The 24,351-nt window shown below is 44.6% G+C and carries 18 protein-coding genes; 3 read left to right on the top strand and 15 right to left on the bottom strand.

Translation table 11 applies throughout. The features are described 5' to 3' along the window. Positions 1-65 precede the first annotated feature (65 nt). Positions 66-998 (top strand): metal-dependent hydrolase, encoded by a 933-nt coding sequence (locus tag QPK24_RS02265; protein ID WP_285745803.1) that lies wholly within the window; start codon positions 66-68, stop codon positions 996-998. Positions 999-1,424: 426 nt separating this feature from the next. On the opposite strand, the gene QPK24_RS02260 is transcribed toward QPK24_RS02265, so the two are convergent. The 6 genes from QPK24_RS02260 to QPK24_RS02235 all read right to left on the bottom strand — a co-directional run bounded on the left by QPK24_RS02260 (position 1,425) and on the right by QPK24_RS02235 (position 7,019). Then, on the bottom strand, positions 1,425-1,643 hold the full coding sequence (locus QPK24_RS02260) for a hypothetical protein (protein ID WP_285745801.1): 219 nt from the start codon (positions 1,641-1,643) through the stop codon (positions 1,425-1,427). 12 nt (positions 1,644-1,655) lie between these two features. After that, the gene (locus QPK24_RS02255; protein ID WP_285745799.1) at positions 1,656-1,874 is read right to left on the bottom strand and encodes a YezD family protein; all 219 of its coding nucleotides are present in this window, start codon (positions 1,872-1,874) and stop codon (positions 1,656-1,658) included. 50 nt (positions 1,875-1,924) lie between these two features. Beyond that, positions 1,925-2,788, bottom strand: coding sequence for a sulfate ABC transporter permease subunit CysW (cysW, locus tag QPK24_RS02250; RefSeq protein WP_160035063.1), 864 nt, complete (start codon positions 2,786-2,788; stop codon positions 1,925-1,927). Positions 2,789-2,807: 19 nt separating this feature from the next. Then, entirely contained in the window at positions 2,808-3,650 is an 843-nt protein-coding gene (cysT, locus tag QPK24_RS02245) for a sulfate ABC transporter permease subunit CysT (protein ID WP_285745796.1), read from the bottom strand. A 54-nt stretch (positions 3,651-3,704) separates the two neighbouring features. Beyond that, positions 3,705-4,766, bottom strand: coding sequence for a sulfate ABC transporter substrate-binding protein (locus tag QPK24_RS02240; protein WP_285745794.1), 1,062 nt, complete (start codon positions 4,764-4,766; stop codon positions 3,705-3,707). 399 nt (positions 4,767-5,165) lie between these two features. Continuing rightward, a complete protein-coding gene (locus QPK24_RS02235; RefSeq protein ID WP_455430335.1) occupies positions 5,166-7,019 on the bottom strand; it encodes a rhamnogalacturonan lyase in 1,854 nt (617 codons plus the stop codon). 320 nt (positions 7,020-7,339) lie between these two features. On the opposite strand from QPK24_RS02235, the gene QPK24_RS02230 reads away from it, so the two are divergent. Next, positions 7,340-8,272 (top strand): class I SAM-dependent methyltransferase, encoded by a 933-nt coding sequence (locus tag QPK24_RS02230; RefSeq protein WP_285745792.1) that lies wholly within the window; start codon positions 7,340-7,342, stop codon positions 8,270-8,272. A 50-nt stretch (positions 8,273-8,322) separates the two neighbouring features. On the opposite strand, the gene QPK24_RS02225 is transcribed toward QPK24_RS02230, so the two are convergent. From QPK24_RS02225 to QPK24_RS02185, 9 genes are all read right to left on the bottom strand, one after another. Further along, the gene (locus tag QPK24_RS02225) at positions 8,323-15,885 is read right to left on the bottom strand and encodes a beta strand repeat-containing protein (protein ID WP_285745790.1); all 7,563 of its coding nucleotides are present in this window, start codon (positions 15,883-15,885) and stop codon (positions 8,323-8,325) included. A 144-nt stretch (positions 15,886-16,029) separates the two neighbouring features. Further along, a complete protein-coding gene (locus tag QPK24_RS02220) occupies positions 16,030-17,094 on the bottom strand; it encodes a lactonase family protein (protein WP_285745788.1) in 1,065 nt (354 codons plus the stop codon). 210 nt (positions 17,095-17,304) lie between these two features. After that, the gene (locus QPK24_RS02215; protein WP_285745786.1) at positions 17,305-17,790 is read right to left on the bottom strand and encodes a DUF4188 domain-containing protein; all 486 of its coding nucleotides are present in this window, start codon (positions 17,788-17,790) and stop codon (positions 17,305-17,307) included. A 7-nt stretch (positions 17,791-17,797) separates the two neighbouring features. Next, the gene (locus QPK24_RS02210; protein ID WP_285745784.1) at positions 17,798-19,828 is read right to left on the bottom strand and encodes an RNA polymerase sigma factor; all 2,031 of its coding nucleotides are present in this window, start codon (positions 19,826-19,828) and stop codon (positions 17,798-17,800) included. Between the two features lie 30 nt (positions 19,829-19,858). Continuing rightward, positions 19,859-19,996: a hypothetical protein gene (locus QPK24_RS02205; RefSeq protein ID WP_285745782.1), complete on the bottom strand. Its 138-nt coding sequence runs from the start codon at positions 19,994-19,996 to the stop codon at positions 19,859-19,861. Positions 19,997-20,010: 14 nt separating this feature from the next. Further along, entirely contained in the window at positions 20,011-21,456 is a 1,446-nt protein-coding gene (locus QPK24_RS02200; RefSeq protein ID WP_285745780.1) for a hypothetical protein, read from the bottom strand. A 23-nt stretch (positions 21,457-21,479) separates the two neighbouring features. Beyond that, a complete protein-coding gene (locus QPK24_RS02195) occupies positions 21,480-21,755 on the bottom strand; it encodes a hypothetical protein (protein WP_285745778.1) in 276 nt (91 codons plus the stop codon). Positions 21,756-21,886: 131 nt separating this feature from the next. Then, positions 21,887-22,327, bottom strand: a complete 441-nt coding sequence (locus QPK24_RS02190; protein WP_285745777.1) for an Rrf2 family transcriptional regulator — start codon at positions 22,325-22,327, stop codon at positions 21,887-21,889. A 191-nt stretch (positions 22,328-22,518) separates the two neighbouring features. Beyond that, complete coding sequence (locus tag QPK24_RS02185) at positions 22,519-23,622, bottom strand: hypothetical protein (protein ID WP_285745775.1); 1,104 nt, start codon at positions 23,620-23,622, stop codon at positions 22,519-22,521. Between the two features lie 191 nt (positions 23,623-23,813). Here QPK24_RS02185 and QPK24_RS02180 point away from each other — a divergent pair, with 191 nt between their 5' ends. Next, a complete protein-coding gene (locus QPK24_RS02180; protein ID WP_407082947.1) occupies positions 23,814-24,311 on the top strand; it encodes a CcdC family protein in 498 nt (165 codons plus the stop codon). Positions 24,312-24,351 lie beyond the last annotated feature (40 nt).

Below are 24,351 nucleotides of genomic sequence, written 5' to 3'. Positions count from 1 at the left end.
TATGAACCTTTTAAGAGGTTCCATTGTTATATAGGTAGCTTAAAAAAAGGAGCTGACCATTTACCTTGGATGAACATCTCTATTTATTTTTTCATATTTTATCCCACGCCCTTCTAGGGGCTGCTATCTCCTACATCTTGCTCCCGGTAGGAACATGGGTACAGCGTATTTCTTACATTTTCATAGGTGGACTAAGCGGCATTGCTCCTGACTTACTTGGTGGACGAGATTCACAACCATGGACACATTCGTTGTTATTTGCTCCAATCGTTGTGTTATGGATCGCACTTATCGCTAAACTTTTACTTAGAAAAGTTTCTTTCTGGCGTTTGTGGGGAGCTTCTACAGCTTCGGCTATCGGAGGGCATTTGTTTCTAGATTATATGGGGCACGATATCCCTTTGCTTTATCCTTTTAGTGACAAGCTGTGGATCATGGAGGCCCTGACGTTAGGTGATCCGTGGGTATGGTTTCCGTTAGCAGCAGGACTGCTTCTCGCCATTTGCCTAAAGCGCAAAACCAAATTACCCGTTATTTTTGCTGTTATCTTCGTCCTTCTTTATTGCACCTATAAAATCATTGTAAAAAGCATTATTTATCAAGAAGTAGAAGCACGATACCCCGTGGGAGAAGTATCCTATATCACCGTAACACCCAATACATATTTTGAGTTTGATTTTGATCCAAGGACGTGGCTGAAGTTTAAATACAGAACAATTAGCTCTCATCATTATCAAGGTGGAATTGCGGGATATTGGGGAGAGAAGCTAGGCAGCATAGATTATCATTCCTTTTACCCGAAGAAGCGCGAGGTTGTATTATCGAGAGGCGAATACACAGTAATATATGACAACAGTTCAGATTCATTTTATATGGACGTGACCAAAGAGTGGGTAGAAGACGGATATCGTTATATAGAGGGAACTTTCGAAGACAAAACTTATCTCTATAAAGAGATAACCCCTGGTAAATGGGATGAGGTAGTAGAGCAAAACTAATTGAGCATTGCCGTTCACACACTATCTGACTCACATAAAAAAGGCAGCTAATCACTAGCCTGCCTCCCCTCTTTCCTCTATGACTCGCTGTTTACCCGAAGGAAACAGCGACGTCCTTTACCCCTCCCACACGTGGGGAGGAAGCTTTACCCTTTTTTCCTAACGTAACTCCAGGGAATAAGATCATTCCGAGATCATAGCGACTTTTGGCTTTGGCTGGACCATTTACTTCCCCCGAGTCTACTTACGTCCAGCCAAAACAAGCGGAGCATGAGCACGGAAAGTTCGTTTCCTCTCACATAACAAAAAAGGCAGCTAATTAGCCTGCCTCCCTTCTTCCTTCTATGACTCGCTGTTTACCCCCGGGAAACAGCGACGTCCTTTACCCCTCCCACACGTGGGGAGGAAGCTTTACCCTTTTTCTCCCTACACAAACGTGACTCCAGGGAATAAGATCATTCCGAGATCATAGCGACTTTTGGCTTTGGCTGGACCATTTACTTCCTCGATTCTACTTACGTCCAGCCAAAACAAGTGGAGCATGAGCACGGAAAGATCGCTTCCCGCCACCTCTAGACTACGGGTGAGTGCCGAAAGATCGCTTCCCGTCTCTCTACATACACCATTCCGGCCAACTATGAGCACAGAATATACCACTTACACCTTCCCCGCCCCCGCAGAAGAAGTCTTCCCCGCATTACCCGCTGACGAAGTACGTGCCCCCGCCTTATTATCGTATCGTTTCCGCTCAGTACGTTCGATCTGTACAATCTGACCTTCGTGCACCACGATCGATACAGAGCCGAACTCCATCCCATTCAGTAATTCAGAAATCCGTTCCAACCACACTTCATCCACTTTTAGCGGTTTCGCCATTACAAACGCCTCCTGTTTATATTAGGCCACTGCCCTCTATGGGATTAGGTTCAATGTGTACTTTTCCTACTAAAGAAGCTTTTCAATATGAGCGTTGCCAGAGCCAGCAACAACAACAAAGAGGCTACAGCAAAAGAGGCTGAAAATTGATATTCGTTATACAAAATTTCAACATGCAGTGGCAAGGTGTTCGTCTCTCCCCGGATATGCCCGGATACGACAGATACAGCCCCGAATTCCCCCATTGCCCTGGCATTACATAAAATAACCCCATACAGTAATCCCCACTTGATGTTAGGCAAAGTAACTGAGAAAAACACTCTCCACCCTTTGGCACCAAGCATTACCGCTGCTTCTTCTTCCTGTGTTCCTTGATCTTCCATGAGCGGGATAAGCTCTCTTGCTACAAAAGGAAAAGTAATGAATAACGTCGCTAGAATAATACCGGGTACCGCAAAAATCACCTTCGTATTCCATGCCTCCAGCAAAGGACCCAACCAGCCGCTTGCCCCAAATACAAGCACAAACATAAGTCCGCCAACTACAGGGGAGATCGAGAACGGAAGGTCAATTAATGTAATCAGCAGCCCCTTCCCTCGAAAATGAAACTTCGTAATAAGCCAAGCAGCCATAACTCCAAAAATAGTATTTAGAGGCACGGTAATTGCCGCTACGATTAAAGTGAGTTTCAATGCAGCGAGTGCATCCGGCTCCGTAAGAGCTGCGATAAATACGCCCACTCCTTGTTTTAAAGCTTCCGTGATTACGATAACGAGGGGTAAAATAAGGAGCCAGCCCATCACAAGTACAGCCGCTCCAATGAGTGTCCACTTAACCCAGGCAGCTTCGCTTGCTCCCCGGGATGCTTTTGTCTGTACTTTAGCTCCTGTTCCTAAAGGTACGGTTCCTGCCATGATGGATTCCTCCTTTTCTTTATCTTCGGGATGTTTTGCGGCTCCAGCGCTGCAGCGTATTAATGAGAAGTAACAGTACGAAAGATACGAGCAAGAGCAATAAAGCGACAGCGGTAGCTCCGGCGTAATCGAATTTTTCCAACTGTGTCATGATGAGCAGTGGAGCAATTTCCGTCTTCATTGGCATGTTTCCCGAGATAAAGACGACCGAACCATACTCCCCAATTCCCCTTGCAAATGCCAGCGCAAACCCGGTCAGAAGAGGCGGAATCAGTTCAGGCAGAATCACTTTGCGAAACGTCAGCCAGCGTCCTGCTCCCAGCGTTGCCGCTGCTTCTTCTAAACTAGTATCCAGTTCAGCTAGAACAGGCTGAACCGTCCGTACGACAAACGGAATTCCGATAAACATAAGCGCGAGCGTAATGCCTAGCTGAGAGAAAGCAACTTTGATGCCAAGAGGATCAAGCAGGGAGCCGATCCAGCCGTTAGGCGAATACAAAGCGGTAAGTGCCACACCGGCGACTGCCGTAGGCAGCGCAAAGGGCAGATCAATTATCGCATCAAATATTTTTTTGCCAGGAAACTCATAACGTACTAACACCCATGCAAGCAGTAAACCTAGAAACAAATTTGCAAAAGCAGCAAAACCAGCAGTCATAAAACTGACTTTAAAAGAAGCCAAAATCCGAGGATTGCTGGCCATTTCGAAGAACTTGCCCCATGTAAGACCTGTTGAATTAAACAGAAGTGCAGCCAGTGGAATGAGTACCACGAGGCTTAAGTATAGAACTGTAAAACCCATTGATATTCCAAAACCAGGGAGGACCCTTACTTTGGAAGTTCCCACTCCACTACTACTCATGCCTGTTCATCCCTTCTCGCCTCCGGTTTTTGTCCGGTCAGCCGTGCCAAAGCTTTAGCTGCCTGGTGTGTAGATTTGCTCGAAAATACCGCCTTCACTGAAATGTTTCTCCTGTGTTTCTTCCCAAGTGCCGAATACATCCGAAATGGTGAACAGTTCGATCTGCGGAAAGGCATCTTTATACTGTTCAGCTACAGTATCCAGTGTAGGCCGATAATAATTGTCTGCTGCTATTTTTTGCCCTTCTTCACTGTACAGGTAGGTAAGATAAGCTTCCGCGGCCTCTCGTGTACCTTTTTTCTCTACATTTTTATCAACGACAGCAACGGGCGGTTCTGCCAGAATACTGACCGAAGGATAGACAATATCAAATTTGTCCTTTCCCAGTTCTTTTACAGACAACAGAGCTTCATTCTCCCAAGCCAGCAGCACATCACCAATCTTACGCTCTACAAATGTAGTGGTTGAACCGCGCGCTCCTGTATCAAGAACCGGTGTATGTTTAAATAGTTCAGCTACAAACTCTTTTGCTTTGGTTTCGTCGTTATTGTTCTTTTTCAGTGCATAACCCCATGCAGCCAGATAGTTCCATCTTGCTCCGCCGGATGTTTGTGGATTCGGTGTAATGACCTGTGTATCGCCCTTGATCAGATCATCCCAATCTTTAATCCCTTTGGGATTGCCTTTACGAACGAGAAATACGATAGTGGATGTATAAGGAGCACTGTTATGTTCGAATTTCTCCTGCCAGCCTTGATTAATGAGGCCTTTTTCTTCTATAGCACTGATATCGTATCCCAGGGCAAGTGTCACCACATCTGCATCCAAACCATCAATAACAGAACGGCTCTGTTTACCTGATCCTCCGTGGGATTGTTTAATCGTCACTTTCTGCCCTTTCTCCTGCTCATAGTAAGCAGCAAAAGCTTTGTTATACTGCTCATACAGTTCACGTGTAGGGTCATAAGAAACGTTTAACAATTCAATGGCTCCCGATTTCTTTCCAGCACCTCCACCGCCTGCAGATTGTGTATTATCTACGCCGCAGGCTGCCAGCGAAGCCGTTAATAATAATGCCATACTGATTGTAAGACCTTTGCGAATCCTCTTATTCATCTACAATCTCCCCTTTGCCCCAGCTTAATAAGTATGAGATATAAAAATGGAGGAACGAAAGCCTATAGATCCAGGTCAAACCGTCTTGGAATGTACGTGTCTGCCGGATCTATACTGCCTTACGTTCCTCGTCCGTGCGGTAGGTTTTGCATTAACATTTATTCCTACCTGTTTAGTATGTTATGTACATTGTAATGAGGCAGACTGCGGCTGTCAAACATTTTTTAACAGTTATAGTGGCTGTATGTTAAATGATCTCTTTTTGACAAATAATCACATATTCCGCTTATATAAGGGCATGAACAGCTCATAACAAAAAGAAGACCGCACCTATGCAGTCTTCTAAACGATTCCAGATATGATTCACTTCTTCATGATAACAAGATTTGCATGTCTGTCTTATGGCGCTGCCGTCAATCGTATATTCGGTGTAGGAGGAGTATCCATCCCTGTGCCGAGATAAAAACTCGTATGAGGCGGCTGATTATAGGCCACATTTTGCCATGCGATACCAAGACGATACACAGGATCATGCATCAGCGTATAAATCCTCGTTTCGGTTAGAGCCGTGGTAGTATAGATTCGGAGTGCAGTACTGTCCGTTGTTCGCCAGACGGCTTCTTCCCGCCAATCTCCGAGTAGATCTGCTTGCAGTGCGGGTGTAGCTTTCGTGCCGTTATTGCTGGCCGCACCCGATGCAGTAAGCAGATTTGTTACTGTAGAAGTGTCGTAATTCCACTTATCGATCCGGTTATTATCTAACAGTTCACGGCTGAGATCGCCATCCCACCAGATTCCAAAATTCGTGGAAGGCAGTTTATTGCTGATCAGCTGTCCTTTTGCAGTGTACATGGATCCTGCAGCCCACACCTCTGCTCCTTTATATCTTGGATCAATATCTGCAGCCATCCCTCGTCCAATATCAGCACTTGTCGGAATTCCCCAGATGAGCGTGCCTGTTCTCGCATCACGAAATTCAATTCCCGCTGTAGCCGAAGGGGTTTCATGCACCTGAAATACTTCCATTCCTGTACGATCTGGATCGAGGTCGCTAAGATGCATGGCATCGCCATGTCCAAGCTTCGTCGTATAAAGTCCCGTTCCATTATCATCCACGGCCATAGCACCATAGATAATCTCGTCTTTTCCATCATTATCGACGTCTCCTACACTGAGACTGTGATTTCCTTGCCCTGCATACGCACTGTTGCCCGAAGTATTCGTATCAAAAGTCCAGCGTTTTGTTAATTGTCCATTCCGATAATCATAGGCAACCAGGACAGAACGAGTATAGTAGCCGCGAGCCATAACGAGACTTGGTCTCTCCCCGTCGAGATACGCAATTCCTGCCAAGAAACGATCGACCCGGTTCCCATAGTTATCCCCCCAGCTGCTTACTGTACCACGCGGCGGGTCATAGTTTACCGTTGTAAGTGCCTTTCCAGTTAAGCCATTAAAGATCGTTAAGTACTCGGGACCAGTCAAAATGTATCCGCTGCTGTTACGATAATCTTTCGTTCCATCCCCAATCACAGCACCGGTACCATCTTTACTTCCGTCTGCTGTTTTCATGGCAACCTCTGCTTTTCCATCCCCGTCCAAATCGTATACCATGAACTGAGTGTAATGCGCACCTGCCCGAATATTTTTGCCAAGACCAATCCGCCATAAACGGGTTCCATCCAGCTTATAAGCATCAATAAACACTTCTCCTGTGTAGCCGCTTTGAGAATTATCTTTCGAGTTGGAAGGATCCCATTTCACAATAAGCTCATATGTACCATCTCCATCCAGATCCCCTGCACTCGCATCATTTGCGCTATACGTATAATTTACTCCGTCCGGTGTTGTTCCGCCTGCCGGTTTACTTAGTGGAACCGATAAATAATGGGATCCCCATACACTTACGGCAGTGGACGCAGCTTGCTCCGCTCCATTAACGACAGCCCTCACTGTATACTTTGAACCGGTTGTACCTGCCGAATCCTGAAGATTCGTACTGTTCATAATTGGTGTTGCATTCACCTTCACACCATCTCGGTATACATTAAACGTTACGCCAGATCCTTCTGTGCCCAGTAACCGCCAGCTCACAAATACCCCATTATCTGTCTTTACAGCAACTACACCTCGGTCCAGGTATTCCATCTGTCTTGGATTTGCGGCTTGGGCTTGTCCAGAAAAGCCAACTGCTGAATAACATATCCCTGCTGCTAAAATACAAATTCCTAATTTCCGTACACTTTTTCTCATTTTCCTGTTCACTACGTATCCCTCCAAGGCAATTAGGATGGTGGTAAAACTATCAATGAATGTAAGCGCTTTATATTGTGGTTCATATTATATTCTAATCTAATTATTCCTTATATAGGTCTCGCTCCTTAATTTAATGACACTTTCTGCTGCGAGATAGATAGAAATGAACAAAGTACATTGCCGCTTAGTAAGAATGGGTCGTCTGTCTGGATAAATGCTCATACATCAGGGGTACTTTCCGAATACAGCTATAAGAGGTAGTGCTTGGAGGCAGTGTATGAATACAGTGAGGGGGACTACAGAAAGTAGGTTTATTTATGAGAGTGGATCTAGGTTGTGGCAATCAAAAATTGCCTGGATGTATAGGGATTGACCGCTTTCCTTACGATGCAGTGGATATCATCCATGACATAAACGAGCCACTGCCGTTCGAAGATAATTCCGTCAGCTACATCATGGCTTCCCACAGTTTGCAGTATGTTCATCATTTGCAGCCTGTTCTTAAAGAGATATATCGTGTATGTAAACATGGTGCGGTTGTATGCATTATAGCGCCTTATGCGCATGTAACAGCACACATGACAAACCCTCATTTTAAACAATTTTTCAACGAGCATTCCCCTCGTTACTGGACGCAGGATCCTCATTATCATGTAGACCAGGAAGAGTATCTCTTTCGTCAACATACAGCCTGGTCCCTTACCGAAGCGGAGCAGGAGATAGGAATAGATTTTCGGCTCTTGCACCTAGAGTTTTTTTATTTTCCCATCTATAAAGCGTACGATCCACTGGAGCTCAGTCTGTTAAGACAAAGCCAGCTTAATGTGGCCTACCAAATCATGTACCAGCTTGTTGTTGTGAAAGAAGAGATCTCTCCCGAAGAGCTTACCTATCTAAAACAAAGAAGTTGGGAGGAGCCGGAGTATGTGAGCGAGCAGCGTTTATCTTTTCAGAATGCGCGTGAGATTGAAAAGGTCTACTATACGGAGCATCTCTCCATGCTCGGCTCTCAGGAAGCCGAATCTTCTCATATGGAAGCCAAACCGATGATTCCGGTGGAACCATCTTCCCCTTCCTCATCTAAGCCAGAGTCTATAAACGTGCCAATCGCAAGGAAACCTGCTAGGAAAACAAAAGGGATTTCAAAAAATAGATCAAAACATAAAACTGTCCCCCTCCTTCCTTCTAAAAAGAATCCCATAAAAAAGAAAAAGTCAAACCCAAAAAAGAAACCCGGAAGGTCTCGATAATCGAGGCTTCCGGGTTCCTTTTTTATCAACATCTAAAATGAAATCTTCTTCTATTCTTCCCCTTCCGGATAGACTAGTACATTGACAATGACCGTATAAATACCTTCCTGGGCATCCGTTACGATGAATGTGAATTGATCTGGGCCTGTAAAATCAGGATCAGGGAAATAGATATACGTTCCATTTGCATTGAGTACAAGTCTTCCATTGTTCGGGTTATCTATGATCTGTGCGGTAACAATAAGACCGAGACCAATCGTATTTAAATTGCCTGATAGAGGTCGGTTTTCTTCTGTACGAAGCTGAAGGGTTAAGGTGTTGCTTTCCTTTGTCACTTTTACGGAAACAAGGAACAAAGTAATCTTACCTGCCAGATCCGTGAATTGTATCGTAAATTCATCAATTCCGGTGAATCCAGCATCTGGTGTATAAACAAAAGTCCCATCTGGTCGTAATTCTACTCTACCCCGTGAAGGGCCGCTCCGTAAAATATAACTTCCCTGACCCGCTGGCAGCGCATCTCTTACAGGGGTTCCTACTGTCGTAGTAAGCTGAATATTCACCGAGTTTGGATTGCCTGAAGGATATACAACAACCGTAACGATGGACAGAGCACTGAGTCCAAGGCTGTCACTGACCCTCACACTGAACGTATCCGTTCCCGTAAAACCTGTGTTTGGAATATACGTAAAGCTTCTATCTGGATTCAGCTCTACTGATCCTGAATTTGGAAGACCTGCAAGCTGATAAATCAGCGGTAGCCCTGCCGGGTCACTCGCAAGAATGGTCCCAGATACAGGCTGATCTTGCGCTGTTCCAATGCCGATATCCGTTGTAATCGGTCCATCTACCGGTCCGGAAGCACTTATTTCTACGCTAACAGGAATCGATACGGATTCTCCTGCACTGTTTATTGCAATGATAGTAAAACGATCGGTACCTATAAAATCAGAATTTGGCGTATACGTAAAGGTACCGTCTGGATTTACAACTACCGTACCGAACTGAGGAGGAGTTCCTAAAGAATAGATAAATGCAAGACCACTTGGATCAATCGCAATCGCAGCTCCATTCACCGCCTGCCCTTGAACCGTAGCTACCCTTACCGGATTAGCAAACGGGATATCATCTTCTACCGTTACTGTCACGGTAGAAATTGCATTTTGACCGTATAGATCGGTAACAATGACGCTAAACTGATCTGTCCCGATAAATCCTGAATTCGGGGTATACGTAAACGTACCATCTGGGTTGATAACGACGGTGCCGTTTGCCGGCAATAACGTGTAGAGCGTAAAGCTCAGAACTCCTGGGGCGCTCGCTGAGACTACGCCGTTAACTGGAGTATTGATAAGGGTAGAAAGTGAGACATCTGGTGCACTCGGCGTGCCGGTAACAACCTGAATGGTCACAATGATATTGGAGGATGCACCATTCGCATCTGCTGCAATAACTGTAAACCGATCGGTACCTACAAATGTTGGACCCGGTGTATACGTGAAACTTCCATCTAGATTCACCGTAACCACACCTTGTTCAGGCGGTATGCTCAGAGTAAAGGTAACTACCGAGCCTTCAGGGTCGACTGCCGTGAGCACAGCACTTATTGGATTTCCTGCAAACGTCGTAAATGTAACATCACTTACGATTGGCGGAAGAACAGGAATATTAATGGTTACCGTGGAAACGGCCGTTCCTCCTTTTCCATCACTCACCCATACCGTAAAAGAATCCGTGCCTGCAAAGCCAGCGTTCGGAGTATACGTAAAACTTCCATCTGGATTCAGCTGGGTCGTTCCACTCGTCGGAGAAGAACCCAGGAGATAGATGAGCGGATCTCCATCGGGATCGGAAGCAATAATCTGTCCATTAACCGGCGTATTTGGACTTGTTGAAATCACCTGATCCTCTGTAACCGGAGGCCGGCCCGTCACTTGAACAGTAACCGGAGCTATCGCTGTTCCTCCGTTTCCATCACTAACTAAAATGGTGAACGAGTCACTGCCTACAAATCCGGTATTCGGTGTATACGTAAACGTACCGTCTGGATTCACGATCGCTGTTCCACTCGTCGGAGGAGAATTGATCGTAAAGGTAAGCGGATCTCCATCGGGATCGGCTCCAGATATGGCTCCAGATACGGCAATATTCTCAGTCGTCGATACATTAGCACCTGTAGCAGTCGGCGGAAGATTGACTACCATTAGCGTTATTGTACCTATACCTATACCCCCTGCAGAATTAGTACTCTGTACAGTGAAGCTATCCTGCCCGCCATAACCGAGATTTGGAGTGTAAGTGAATGTACCATCCGGGTTCACCGTTACGGTTCCATTAATGGGTGGAGATTGCAAAGAATAAGTGAGCGGCAGCCCATTTGGATCAACAGCAACGATTTGACCCGATATCGGTACATTTACTCCGGTCTCAAGGTTCTGACTTTGAACTGCAGGAGGACTCGCATTCACGTTTACTGTAACTGCGGCTACTGCAACTCCTCCTCTTCCGTCGCTGACCGTTACAGTGAAGAAGTCGGTGCCATAGAACCCACCCGCAGGTGTGTACGTGAACGTTCCATCCGGGTTCAAGATCAGTGTTCCATTAGCAGGTAGTGAATGTACCGTATAGGTGAGCGGATCTCCATCGGGATCGGTTGCAATAACTGCTCCTGTTACCGGTATTGGCTGCACTGTGGATACAGTTGAATTTTGGGTGAGCGGCGGCTGATTAACCACTTGAACATTGACCGTTGATACCGCCGTTCCTCCTTTTCCATCACTCACGAGAATGGTAAACGCATCAGGACCTACATAACCTGGATTTGGTGTATACGTAAAGGTTCCATCTGGATTCACTGCTGCCGTACCATTTACCGGCGGTGATAAAAGACTAAACGTAAGCAGGTCACCTTCCGGATCGGTTGCTGTCACTTGCCCTGATACCGGTAAATTAATAGACGTCGAAACACTTACATCGGACGTTACCGGCGGGAGATCCGTTACATTAACAGTAGCCGTCGCTATTGCTGTTCCGCCTAGGCCATCACTAATGAGTACAGTGAAACTATCTGGACCTACATAACCTGCATTCGGTGTATAAGTGAACGTTCCATCTGGATTTACGGTGACAACCCCGTTTGCCGGAGGTGTGAGTAAACTAAATGTAAGCGGGTCACCCTCTGGATCGGTTGCCGTCACAGCTCCAGCTACTGGTGTATTTTGAGTAGTAGACACATTCGTTCCTACCGCTATGGGCGGGCTGTTCGTGACATCAATCTGGACGGTTACTATCGCGGTTCCGCCTTTTCCGTCATCGACTAACACGGTGAAACTATCTCTTCCAACATAGCCTGCATTCGGTGTATAGGTAAAAGTACCGTCTGGATTCACAACCGCTGTGCCAAAAGCAGGGGCTGCATTCAGCGTATACGTAAGCGGATCACCATCCGGATCTGTTGCCGTAACAGCACCAGATACACTGATTCCGTTCGGTGTAGCAAGGAGTAGATCCTCGGCTACAGGAGGCTGATCAATAATGTTAACTGTGACTACAGAGGTTGCCGTGCCTCCTCTTCCGTCACTAACCAGTACAGAGAAAATGTCCGTCCCGACGACACCTGGATTCGGCGTATACGTAAAGGTTCCATCCGGATTTACCAACGCTGTACCTTGTGTTGGTGCAATAGCTAGTGAGTACGTTAACACGTTTCCATCCGGGTCCGTAGCTATAATTTGACCACCAACCGGGATATTCTGTACGGTGTCAAGAGAATAATCTGGTACCACCGGAGGCTGGTTATCTACGTTAATGGTTACGACCGAAGTAACGAAAACCCCGCTTGTATTCGTAACAAGCACAGAGAAAGTGTCCGTGCCAGCAAACCCCGGGTTTGGGGTATACGTAAAGGTTCCATCCGCCGAATTCAAAGCGACAGAGCCATTCGCAGGTCCAGCTGATACAGTATAGGTCAGAGTCTCGCCTTGCGGATCGGTAGCTATCACCTGGCCGGATACCGGAATATTTGTGTTCGTATTCAGCGTTACATCGGATGTAACAGGCGCAGCAACCGGAACACCCACTTGCACGTTAGAGGTAGCTGTCCCTCCTTTTCCATCACTCACTAACACAGAGAAATTATCAATTCCGAAGAAGTTGAAATTTGGTGTATACGTAAAGGTTCCATCTGAGTTCAGTACAACAACCCCATTACTAGGTGGTACAGATAATGTATACGTAAGCGGGTCTCCATCCGGATCGGTTGCAAGAATTTGACCGGCTACCGGTGTATTAACGTTCGTCGTTATAGCCAAGTCCTGTGCTATCGGCGCTTGATCCGCTACTCTGACAATAGCCGTTCCCACTGCCGTTCCACCCTTTCCATCACTAACAAGAACAGTAAAGGAATCGGTGCCTACAAACCCGGTAGCTGGGGTATACGTAAACGTACCGTCTGGGTTTACGACTGCCGTCCCATTTACCGGAAGAGATGACAGCTGATAAGTAAGAGCATCACCATCGGGATCCGTCGCAATAATCTGTCCAGATAAGGCTGTATTTTGTACCGTAGAGAAATTTTGTGTTTGTGCTATAGGAGGCTGGTTAACCACGTTAATGGTCACTGTTGCAATCGCAGTTCCTCCAAATCCATCAGACACCAGTACAGTAAAAGAATCAGGTCCTGTAAAACCGGTATTCGGTGTATAGTCGAAACTTCCATCTGGATTAACAACTGCCGTACCGCTTACAGGAGGAGACTGCAAAGTATACGTTAACGGGTCCCCATTGGGATCCGTGGCGATCACCTGGCCTGTAGCCATCATATTTTGGATCGTCGAAAGGGAAACATCACTCGTGGATGGCGGCTGATTCAGCACATTAATGGTCACATTACCTACCGCTGTGCCTCCAATCCCATCCGATACAAGATACGTAAAAGCATCCGTTCCCGAGAAATTCGCACCCGGTGTATACGTAAACGTTCCATCTGGATTGATCACTACTGTTCCGTTAGTCGGTGCTGAATTCAAACTGTACGTTAACGGATCGCCGTTCGGGTCGGTTGCTACAACCTGACCTGATGCCGGTGTATTCCCCGCAGTTGTTAAGGTCAAATTTTGCGGAATAGGTGGTTGGTTGGTTACCTGGATCGTTACAACAGAGATTGCCGTGCCTCCGTTTCCATCACTGACGACCACATTAAATGTGTCGGTACCTACGAATCCCGGATTCGGTATATACGTAAACGTACCATCCGGATTTACGACTGCAGTTCCGCTAGCCGGAGCCCCCGTCAAAGCAAATGTAAGTGGGTCACTATTCGGATCGGTAGCGGTTACTTGACCTGATACGGGGATGTTCTCTCCTGTTGCGAGATTAAGATTATTTGTTACAGGCGGTAAATTAACAACCTCAATCGTTACAGTAGATACCGCTGTGCCCCCGCTAATATCCGTTACAAGCACGGTAAAAGAATCGGTGCCTATGAAACTAGGATTCGGAATATACGTAAAGGTTCCATCCGGATTGACTTGTGTTGTACCGTTCACAGGAGAAGTGTTTTGTGTAAAGGTGAGCGGATCTCCATCTGGATCACTGGCCGTAACCTGACCTGACGCAGCCACATTTGCAGGTGTCGTCAGATTTACATTCTGCGTAATCGGCGGACGATTGAGTATGTGGATCGTCACAGCCCCAATTGCTGTTCCTCCATTCGGATCGGCAGCGAGGAAAGTGAAGGAATCATTCCCTATATAGTCTGTGTTCGGTATATATTCAAAAGTTCCGTCTGGATTTATGGTAACCGTGCCGTTTGCCGGAGCCGAGTTCAGACTATAAATTAACCCATCACCATTCGGATCGGCGGCGGTTACTTGACCGCTCAGCGGCGTATTCTTACTTGTGGTCACATCGAGGTTATTTGCGATTGGCGGCTGATTTAATACGGTCACTGCCACCGTAGATACAGCAGTCCCTCCGAATCCATCACTTACAAGTACCGTGAATGAATCGTTTCCTGCAAACCCAGGATTCGGGGTATACGTATAGGTACCATCTGTATTTACTAGGTCGGTTCCACTCGTAGGAACGGAATTGAGAGTGAACGACAACGGATCGCCATCAGGGTCGCTGCCCGTAACTTGGCCGGAAACAGCTGTGTTTCCGTTGGTTACCACGGCATAATTTTGTGTAGTTGGCGGCTGATTGCCGATGGATACGATGTTTCCATTGGATCGAGAGGTACCTTGGAAGATAGGACCGCCAGGTAAACTTTGAAAGTTATAGGAGATTTCAGCTACATTCGATTGTACTGATCCAGCAGGCCTTGACACAATTTGAACAGAGTATACGATTGTACGCGTCTGTCCTGGATTCACTGTCCCAAGAGCAACACCTGTCACGGGATCTGCACCCGGTTGGTTTACTCCATTCACAAAGAGAGAACCCGGTACAAAACTTCCTGACGAAGGGAAATTATCTTTAAGTAAGACGAGTGAAGCAGCAGCCGTACCCGTATTGCTAACGGTTAATGTGTACTGAATAGAGTTTCCTACAAGGGTAGATGAGGTATTTGAGCTTTTCGTAAACACAAAAAATGGAGCATTCACATCCACCTGTAGTCCAAGTGAATTCACCAGGTAAGCATCCCCTTGGGAAGTAGCCTGAATCACAGCCGTCGTTTGTGAGTTAGTTAGTGAGGAAGATACATTCACATTTGTAATATCCCAGCCTTGTCTTGCCCCAATCGTAGCCCCTCCCGGAGGACTGTTAAGTGTTCCAAACGTTCCCCTAGTATCAAGCAAACCTTGATCATTATTAATCTGTGAGCAGAAAAAATTATCCACCGGGTTGTTAGGACCGGATATGGGAGCCAGCGTAGCTATGGTAGGTCCAAATCTAAGTTGATCTCCTACGAGCTGCGGATCTCCTTCACTTGCACTGACCAACAGGCGGCCGTTCACCGTTCCAGTTACTGGGGTAGCAAATCCGCCAATGGTCGTCGTTGTGCTTCCAAGCGCCTGATTTACAATCTCTGCACCTACATAAAAACTAATATTTCGGGAAGGTAAAAAAGGGCTTGAATAGATCACTGCCAGTGTCCAGCCAGCAAAATTATCATTATTATTTGACGCTGTTACCGTAGCTGGTACTGTACCTGCTGCATATGTACCTGGCCCTCCTTCCTGCACCAAGGCAGTAACAATAGCTGAATTTACATAGTTGCTGCGGATCGGCGCGGTATTTTGTGCGGTTGCCGGGTCAGGAGATACGGCGGTTGTACCAATAGGTGTCGAAAAAGAGATCGGATTCCCTACAGCACCAAGCACGCTCCCTCCCCCCGCATCGTAGGAACCTGACCAGATTAATTCAGCATACAGCACCGATGCACCGCTCGGAATGTCAAGAACTGCTCTCGAACCGTTCAGTGTATAATTCAGTGTCGTACCTAAGGGAAAGTTTCCAGCTCGAAGTGTCGTATTTAATGTACTAAATGCTCCAATGGAGCCTGTCGTTCCCTGATTATTCTGGTTGGCTACTTTATTAAGCCCGAGTGTATTTCCGGTAAACGTAATCGATCCATTTGTAGTTCCGTTATATCTTAAAATATAGGGCATTGCCGACACACACCTCCGCTAGGATACCTGCTTGTTGGTCAATATATCGTGCGAAGGTTCGTCCTATTCGTAAATCTGTAAAATAGCATAAAAAAACATAAACTTTACCCAAAGGCAAAGTTTATGTTTTCGTAATCATGTTCTTTAGTTTAGCGGCTCAATACATACGGGTGATTGCAGTTCTAATTCAAATCCGGTTTTTGAGAGCTTGCCTGTATCACGGTCTATGCGGAAAGAAACAAGGTTATTCGTCCCCTGATTAGCAGCAATCAGCAGCCCTCCCGCAAGGAGATTGAAATTGCGCGGGGTTTTCCCTCCTGTAGATACTTGTTCTATGGCTGTAAGCTCCCCTGTTTCCTCATTAATATGGAAAAGAGAAATCGTATCATCGCCTCGATTTGAGGCATATAAGAAACGACCGCAAGGAGATACTCGGATATCTGCCCCTGTATTCTCATCTTGCGCGTTCTCTCCACGTGTCGGGATATGATGCGTAATTTGGAATTCCCCGCGATTTTTGTTATAGGTCATGGCTGTAACCGTACTATTCAGCTCATTCACAACATAAGCGAATTTCTCAGACGGATGAATGACAAGATGTCTAGGTCCTGATCCGGCAGGTAATTTTAATTCATAATGAGTCGAAAGCTTGCCATCCTCGTTACGGTAGACAATGAGCTGGTCTAAACCAAGATCACATACATAGACAAAGTTACCGTCAGCGCTTGGCAGAATTGAGTGAGCATGCGGTCCCTCTTGGCGGTCTTTACGAAATCCCTCCCCTACATGCTGAATCTTGGCACTCATTTCTAGCGGAAGACCTGAATCATCTAAGCTAAATACATTAACACTTCCGCTCGAATAGTTAGCAACAAAGACATAGCGACCGGCTGCATCAACGGACACATAGCACGGGTCTGCACCTTCTGTTGATTTCCGGTCTAAGAGATGAAGTTGCTTGGTAGAAGCATCCACTTGGTAGGTAAACAGTTCCCCTTCCGCTTTTTCACTTACTGCATACAGTTTCTCTCCACTTGGATGCAGTGCTACAAAAGAAGGCTGGTCAATGCCGTCCATCTGATTCATTACACGCATTTGACCGGTTGCTTTATTGGCTGCGATAAGAAAAATACTCGGTTTCTTTGCTGTCGAATACGTTCCTGTATAAAATAATACTTCTTCAGCTGTTTGCGCTTGTTCGTTCGTCATCTGAATCGCACCTCTTTCATAGCTAGTCTAGTTACATCAATTTCATAACTCATTAAAACGATACATTTGAAACTATATATAGACAAATACAACCATTTTGATCTATATATCCCTCTGATTAAAGCAACTAAAGGTATTATGAAATTGATTCAGTTACTGTTCTATTAACCATATAAAAGCTGCTTTTCCCTAATTTTTGTAACAAAAGATCTATTCTTCTTGCTTATCGGTGTGCGCTAGCCGGTCCCTTGCCGCTTGATGCGGGTCAGCTGGAATCAAGTTTCCCGCCTTTCCAAGTCCAAAGGACGGCATATTGACGTATACATTTTCATATTGTCCCGGCTCAATGAGGTAACTCTCATGGTAAACACCTACCGCATCGGTTTTACGGGAGAGTTGGTTAAATTCACGCCAGGCTTTTAGATGAATGCTCCCTTCCCTAGCATATCGCTCCATATCGCCAAACGAGCGCCAGTACTGGATGACGGTAACACCCCGCGCGGTAAACATGAATTCAGCAGATAAGAATCCCCATTCTTTATGTGTATACAGCTCACGAATCATTCGGCCCATGGCGGTGAATACAGGCAGCCAAGACGATATCGCCCATAGTTTATTCACTCGCATGCCGATGATAAGAACAGCATATCCTTGTTCCATTTTCGCTGTGTAGCGCCCTCGATTTATTTTTGCCATCTTTCAATCACTCCTTCGTGTTAACTGAAGAATCAATGAGGGGGATACTGATTCGGGTTCCGGTTTGGCTATCAATGGTGGTATCTGAGTTAAATTCTAAATGAAAGGTTAATGGCTGCACATGGCTAAAATCACTCAGTTTTAAAGAAGCAGGCCGGCCTTTTTCACTATATTTATAATCCTGAACAAAGAAGGTATTACCTGCTGCATCTTCATATCGGTACGAAATACTATAATTAGTTCCTTCCCATATCGGAAAATGGACTGTAAAATAACCATCTTCGATCGTGCTTTGATCAATAGATAATTCGGTAGTAGCATCTTCTGCATCTTTAGGTGATAAGACGATCTTTCCGTTGTCTGTATTAACCACTAGAACAGGATCGTCATTTGCTAAAGTATCTTCCATGCTAAGCCGGAGATGATCAAATTCTTCATAATAAATGGATGGAAAAAGAAGATAATCGAATCCCATTTCAAAAGCTCCATATCCACGAAGGTTATCGTCAGTCTCTATTTCTAGAACAATGCTATCTATACTGTCGATACTATACCTGTTCTCAGGATCTGGTTTCAATCCCACTTGAGTATACTCTGTTGTCATAATCAGCTCAGTTAATTCAAAAGATTGTCCCTCCACAGTAAAGCTATCGTGCAGTATCACATGCTTTGCTTCCTCTTCCGGCAGTTTAGGATAAGGCGTAGAGAGACTATAGTTACGGTTACGCTGATCCTCCTGAGTTTCAATTACGAACTTTAATAGTGCTCCTTCCGTAGACTTCAGCAGAGATCTATCATTTTTAGTTAATATCATCATCCCTTTCAAGGATGAATCGCTCTCACTTGTAAAGTCGTTAGTTGCTTGAATTTTCCCAATTACGTCTGTTTCACTTGCATCCATAACTTCGCCCTTTGATATAAACGGAATACTTTGTGACTTCCCCTTTTCAAGCGTATACCAAAATATCTTCTCTTCGCCAAAAGTCATGGCTGCATCCAATATGAGACGCACACCGTTATCTGTCTCCATCGCCTGTCCCAGCTCTACATAATCACCGTCATCTATTTTTTCCTTGATAAGATTATCCTCCTCACCTGTCTCCATCATAGAACTCAGATCAGGTACAACGAGTGTTCCTTCCCGATTCAATGCCTCATGGATTTTTTCTGGAGTCCAAGGATGGAGAACAAGGAGTGTGACGGCAAGAATTGCAATGATCCCACTAATAGACCAGCCTGCTATATTCCTCGTACGCCGCGGCGGCTTCTTGCCTTTCCTTGCATCCTGCAAACCTTGCTGCACAGCAGAATCCCAATTCTTTTCAGCTAGGTTTAATCGCATTGTTTCTCTCTCATCTTCAAAATGCTTCCGCAGTAAAGATAAAAGCATATCTCCACTATTTTCTCCAATTTCCTTTGCGATAATCGTCATCGCTTGCTGCAAGTAACGAGTCACATGCTTTTCAGTCTTCCCTGTGTATGAGGCAATTTCAGAGCTGTCTTTCTCTGCAAGATAGGTGAGCAGGAACACTTGCCTTACGGAAGCTGACATGCGATCAATCGCCTGCTCTATTTGCTTCGACTGCTGGCTTATCATCTGTTTTACTGGAAGAGATTCGCTTGGGCTCTCATCTGTATCTCTTGGTTCCATAGAAATTCCCCTCATCGAACTTCCTTCCACCGACGATGTTTCCTTCGAGGTTGTTTCCTTCGAGATTGCTTCCATTGAGACTTCTTCTATAGAAGACAGATTCTGCCGCCTCTTGCCTTGCCTCTTCTTGTCTAGTACTAACAGCGTCTGCATGAAAAGAAGCGATATATCCTTTTCTTGATCTTTACTTTTCCTGCATTCATACCAGACTGCAGCAATTGTATCTTGGAGCAACTGCTTTGCCCGTATGTGTTCTCTCGTAAGAGCAGAACTAATCCGATATAACTCTCCTTTTTTTCGATCTACCAATTCCGCGTACGCCCCGAAATCTGCCTGATTCACAGCTGTCGTTAATTCTTCATCTTGATATGAATGGTATGAACTCAATATCGAATTCCTCCTTGTCGTGAATGCCCTTTATTCAAAAATCATCACTTTTGCTTCCTGTACAATTTGATCTGGATAGCCCATAACGATGAAATGCACAGGCTGACTATATTCTTGATCAGCTAAGGTGTAAGAGAACTGATTCTGCACCCGTTTCTTCTCTAGCACATCATGTTTATTACCTAATTCATCTCTTCTCTATACTGATTCTCAAGGAACAGCCATTTCTCTTGATCAGTAATCGTGTAATGAAAAGTGATGGTTCCTTTATCTACATCTTTCTCGATCTCGTAAGTCCCATCAAACGATGCAGGTGCATCTAATAATTCACCCTGATCCGTATTTACAATGAATTCTTGATTTTCTAGTGCCGTTAACGCACCGCTTATTTGAAACTCAGTAGGGTTAACATAGCCCTCATATACTAATGTAGGAAAATAAATCGTTCTTCCATCTGCACTTGTTCTTATGGAAGGAAAATGGCGATCCCCTTCTTCTACCTTCATCAGAAGCATGGGTTCTAGTAAATGATCAATATCTTTGGGATTAGCAGGATCAGACTCCCACTTCACTTCGGTCACATACTTGGTATAATTCACTTCGGTTAATGTAATTTTATATTCGCCGAATCCAATTTGCTGATTTGGCTTAATGGTTATGGCGAAATTATCTTCCTCTCCACCAGGAATATCAATTTGATAAGCCGTATAATCCGACTTCTCTGAGCCTAGATATACGTCTAATCTCAATACAGCAGGAAGGGGCTGTTTCATTTCGGGTTTGTAGTCAAACGTGTCTAATCTATCAAAAATAATCTGTCCCTGGACTTTAGACGGTACTTTTGTCGTCAGTTCTCTATGATCTCGAAGGACCCCTGCCGAGCCTCCAAAATCGGAATCCAAAGTCCCGCTTATCACTTTGGGCGTTCTATCTCCCTCCTCATTTTCGAGGGAATACCAGATGATTGTTTCGCTCCCCATGGTCATCATTCCATCAATCGTCAGACGGGTTCCTTTCTGCCGTACTGTATACCCAAGATATTTGGGCTGTTCTGAGTCTGATTCTAACCTCTTTAATAAAGTTTCCTCCTGAGCTGCAGCTTTCTTAAAATAACTTCCATCTGCTTTGATCATAGTGACCTGACCATCCGGAATAGGAGCAAGCTTATCCTTCGAGTGATCTAGTGATACGGACTTCGGAAAACCTGTAAGGAACAACAACAGAAGTACCCCTGCTAGAATCGCTCCAGCCATGCCAAGAAACCAAGCTTTCTTTCTTGTTCTCGCCCTCCATTTATTCCCTTTCTTCAATCCAACTGGAGAAAGTCCTTTTTCAATGGAAATTCTAATGAGCTTTCTCTCCACACTAGCAATTGCTGCTCGTTCTTTCTCAAAGTGGCGATCTAGAAAAAGAGGACTGATCTCTCCAGAACGAGATGACATACTGCGGTTTAGAATAGAAATTACTTCATTCTGTTTCTTCTCTACGATTTGTATTGTTAAATCGGTATGAGCCGCAATTTTCTCCTTCTCCCAGCCGAACAAATAGCTTAATAGAAATAGGGAACGAAGTTCATTTTTCAGTGTAGATATGGACTCCTCCATAGCCAGCGACCGATCACTGATCATTTGATGCTCTATTCCATAATTACTTAGATTCTCATTTCTCTTATATTGAACCTTCTATGTACCAAAGCTGAGAAAATCTCGTACATTTGTGAGACAAAAATATGATCCTGATCCTCTATTTTTTCTCGTAACAGAGATAACCTTTCATTCTGTTGTTCGTCTTCTTTTAGCTCAGACCAATAAACGGCTACCCCTTCTGCAAGCAACTCTCCAGCCTGATCTAAATCTCTCGTTAAGCTATAGGCTAACGTAAACAGCAACTGTCCATTCCTATGTAGAAAAAGACTATACTCCTTCATAAATCTCGCAACGCTCCTTCCATTTCCATTATCTCATGGTAATTATTGTATTATAAAATCTAATAAAGGAAAATTAAAATAAAAAAAGCCCGGCTTCTCAGCCAGACTTTGCGTGTTCCGTCTCCCTTTACTTAGAGACGGTTCGCACGATGCTTTTCCTTTTCTATTAACCTCTTCTGTACTTCTTCAAGGGTGATACTATCCAAATACCGCTCTACTACCCGTTCTCCATCCTCATAAATCGTACCCATAACTTCTTTGATATTCGAAGAAACGATACAATTCGAACTTTCGTCCCCAGAACGCCAGTGCGGTGCAAAAGAACCGAATGCAAATAGTCGGTATAAATCTCCTAACTTAACATCACGGGGATTGCTGCTAAGCATATATCCTCCATGGGCTCCTTCTTTGGTTGTCACATATCTATGCTTACGGAGTACACTTAGAACTTTCCGTACTCTCGCTGGATGAGTTGTCACGCTTTCGGCAATATCTTCACTTTTCGCAATACGTCCTTCTCGGACCCCCAGATACAACAGACCATGCACCGCAATGGTAAACTCACTGTTCATTATCCGCCCTCCCATAATCTTACCGTGCTTATCTGTTTCTACCCTATTATGTTACGCAACCCCCCTAAAATCAAACCATGATTTACTACCTACTGGAAACACATGTAAAAATGTTACTATAATGGTGACAGTTTCATTTGTCAAGACAGGCCACCTTGTTATTTTAATGACCTGTTTTCATGATCTGTTTCTCACGACGATGCTTTAATCTCACTGAAAATCTGCTTCATAACCGGTACGTATACTTCCCAGTAGAATGCATTTTGATGTGTTCTTGGAATAAAAAACTTCATGACTGCATCCCAGCCTATATACTGAGTAGGGTAGGGCGTGTCCACACGGTTTGCATAATCTCCTGAAAAATAATAAGTATAATGTGTTGTATGATCAAACCGAGTAATGGAAGGAAAATGATCGGGAATCCCCGCCGCTGTTAACTTCTCTGCTCCAGACTGTGACAGATCCATCGTATACTCTGCCATTACCTCAGCCCTTGTGCGAGGTTCTACAATATCAAACCATCCATGATAGCTTGTTTTCCCTTTCACCTGGCTCCATTCGTACCCTTTTTCCGAGAATTCAACTCCAAATGACCTAGCCTCTAAATCGCTGCTGTCCAACACCACCATGTTCTCTTCTTCATTGATGAATATGATTCCCTCTCTCTGGTAGGTCCATTTTTCTCCAGCTACGAGAGTGTACTTCTGTTTCAAAAGTGTAGACACATTCGCTAATTCTTTGTAATATCTGCCCTTCCAACCCGTCCATTCTATACCAAACATATTTTCAAGTTGTTGTCTGACTTCCTTATCTGTAGGGTCACCAAGAATATTATATTCACCAACAAAAGTCGTCCCTGTTGCTGTCGCATACTGTATTTTCTGGACATCTTCTGATTTCATTCCGCCATAGATTAACTTTTGTTTGTGTGACCGATCTGCTTGTTGCTCCTTTTTGTATATACCATATGTATCTGCTGCATAAATCAGATCTTTCCCTCGCAGCGTAGAAGGAAGGGACTGAATATGATTAACAGCACTTGGGTTGAATCCGTAATAACTCTCCTCATTAACATAAGCGTGACCAGTTCGGTCCTTTATCTTTTGTTGGTTTAAAATCCAAATTAGACCTTTATGCTCGTTATAATTCAGATCCGATACTGACTTATCAATAATCGCAATATCGATCGTCCGACTGGGGTTTGCTCTCCACTGAATCCACGGATAATTAACAAGGATTAAAATCAGCACCAAAATCCCAAGGATTACGGCAGGTTTCCAGATATCAGATTCCACGCATTCACCATCCTTTATATCTTTATCTATTATTGCTTTGGCAAGCACAGTCTAAGTATAATTCGGGTGGTAAGAAATGAAAAGAAGCTTAGTTCACATCCAAATCATAAAACAACTAGGTAAGAGTGTTTTCATTGAGATATGATATAATGAAGATAAATTTGATTTCACGCAAAAGAGAGGTCCTATACGTGCCGATAAGCTCTTCATTTTTACAAATTGCAGCAACCATTGGTATGATCTTTATTGCGCTTAGTGCTATTTTTATTCGTATGAAAGCAGCAAACAGACCCATTACCAAACGGAAGATTATCATTCCGCCCCTTGGTATGAGCACCGGATTTATGATGTTTATCGTGCCGCAAACGCACATCCCGTTTCTATGGGCCATTGTTGCTTTTTTGGTTGGTTGGTTTTTATTTGCATACCCGCTCATTAAAAGCACCAAGTTCGAGAAAAGAGATGGGCAGATCTATGTTTCGAGCTCCAAAAGCTTTATGTTCATCTTGCTCGGTTTGCTTACGGTTCGCTTACTACTTCATGAATTCATACAGAATTATATAACCGTAGTTCAGACAGGAGCCTTATTTTTTGTTTTGGCTTTTGGGATGCTGCTTCACTGGCGGCTGTATATGCTGCGGCATTACAACGAAACTTTTGGGGTCAAGGAGTCTACCATGAGTTCTTAAGTGGATAAAAAAAGCTCTGGAATCGAACACCGGATGTGTT

The organism is Paenibacillus polygoni (genome assembly GCF_030263935.1).
GTDB lineage: Bacteria > Bacillota > Bacilli > Paenibacillales > Paenibacillaceae > Paenibacillus > Paenibacillus polygoni.
This window is presented reverse-complemented; position numbering and strand designations above follow the sequence as displayed.

What these genes read in the sequence shown, in the direction of transcription:
- QPK24_RS02240 (WP_285745794.1), bottom strand. Translation starts at nt 4,766, where the DNA reads ATGAATAAGAGGATTCGCAAAGGTCTTACAATCAGTATGGCATTATTA.
- QPK24_RS02215 (WP_285745786.1), bottom strand. Translation starts at nt 17,790, where the DNA reads ATGGCAAAAATAAATCGAGGGCGCTACACAGCGAAAATGGAACAAGGA.
- QPK24_RS02225 (WP_285745790.1), bottom strand. Translation starts at nt 15,885, where the DNA reads ATGCCCTATATTTTAAGATATAACGGAACTACAAATGGATCGATTACG.
- QPK24_RS02220 (WP_285745788.1), bottom strand. Translation starts at nt 17,094, where the DNA reads ATGACGAACGAACAAGCGCAAACAGCTGAAGAAGTATTATTTTATACA.
- QPK24_RS02190 (WP_285745777.1), bottom strand. Translation starts at nt 22,327, where the DNA reads ATGAACAGTGAGTTTACCATTGCGGTGCATGGTCTGTTGTATCTGGGG.
- QPK24_RS02235 (WP_455430335.1), bottom strand. Translation starts at nt 7,019, where the DNA reads ATGAGAAAAAGTGTACGGAAATTAGGAATTTGTATTTTAGCAGCAGGG.
- QPK24_RS02195 (WP_285745778.1), bottom strand. Translation starts at nt 21,755, where the DNA reads ATGAAGGAGTATAGTCTTTTTCTACATAGGAATGGACAGTTGCTGTTT.
- QPK24_RS02200 (WP_285745780.1), bottom strand. Translation starts at nt 21,456, where the DNA reads ATGATCAGTGATCGGTCGCTGGCTATGGAGGAGTCCATATCTACACTG.
- cysW (WP_160035063.1), bottom strand. Translation starts at nt 2,788, where the DNA reads ATGGCAGGAACCGTACCTTTAGGAACAGGAGCTAAAGTACAGACAAAA.
- QPK24_RS02255 (WP_285745799.1), bottom strand. Translation starts at nt 1,874, where the DNA reads ATGGCGAAACCGCTAAAAGTGGATGAAGTGTGGTTGGAACGGATTTCT.
- QPK24_RS02230 (WP_285745792.1), top strand. Translation starts at nt 7,340, where the DNA reads ATGAGAGTGGATCTAGGTTGTGGCAATCAAAAATTGCCTGGATGTATA.
- cysT (WP_285745796.1), bottom strand. Translation starts at nt 3,650, where the DNA reads ATGAGTAGTAGTGGAGTGGGAACTTCCAAAGTAAGGGTCCTCCCTGGT.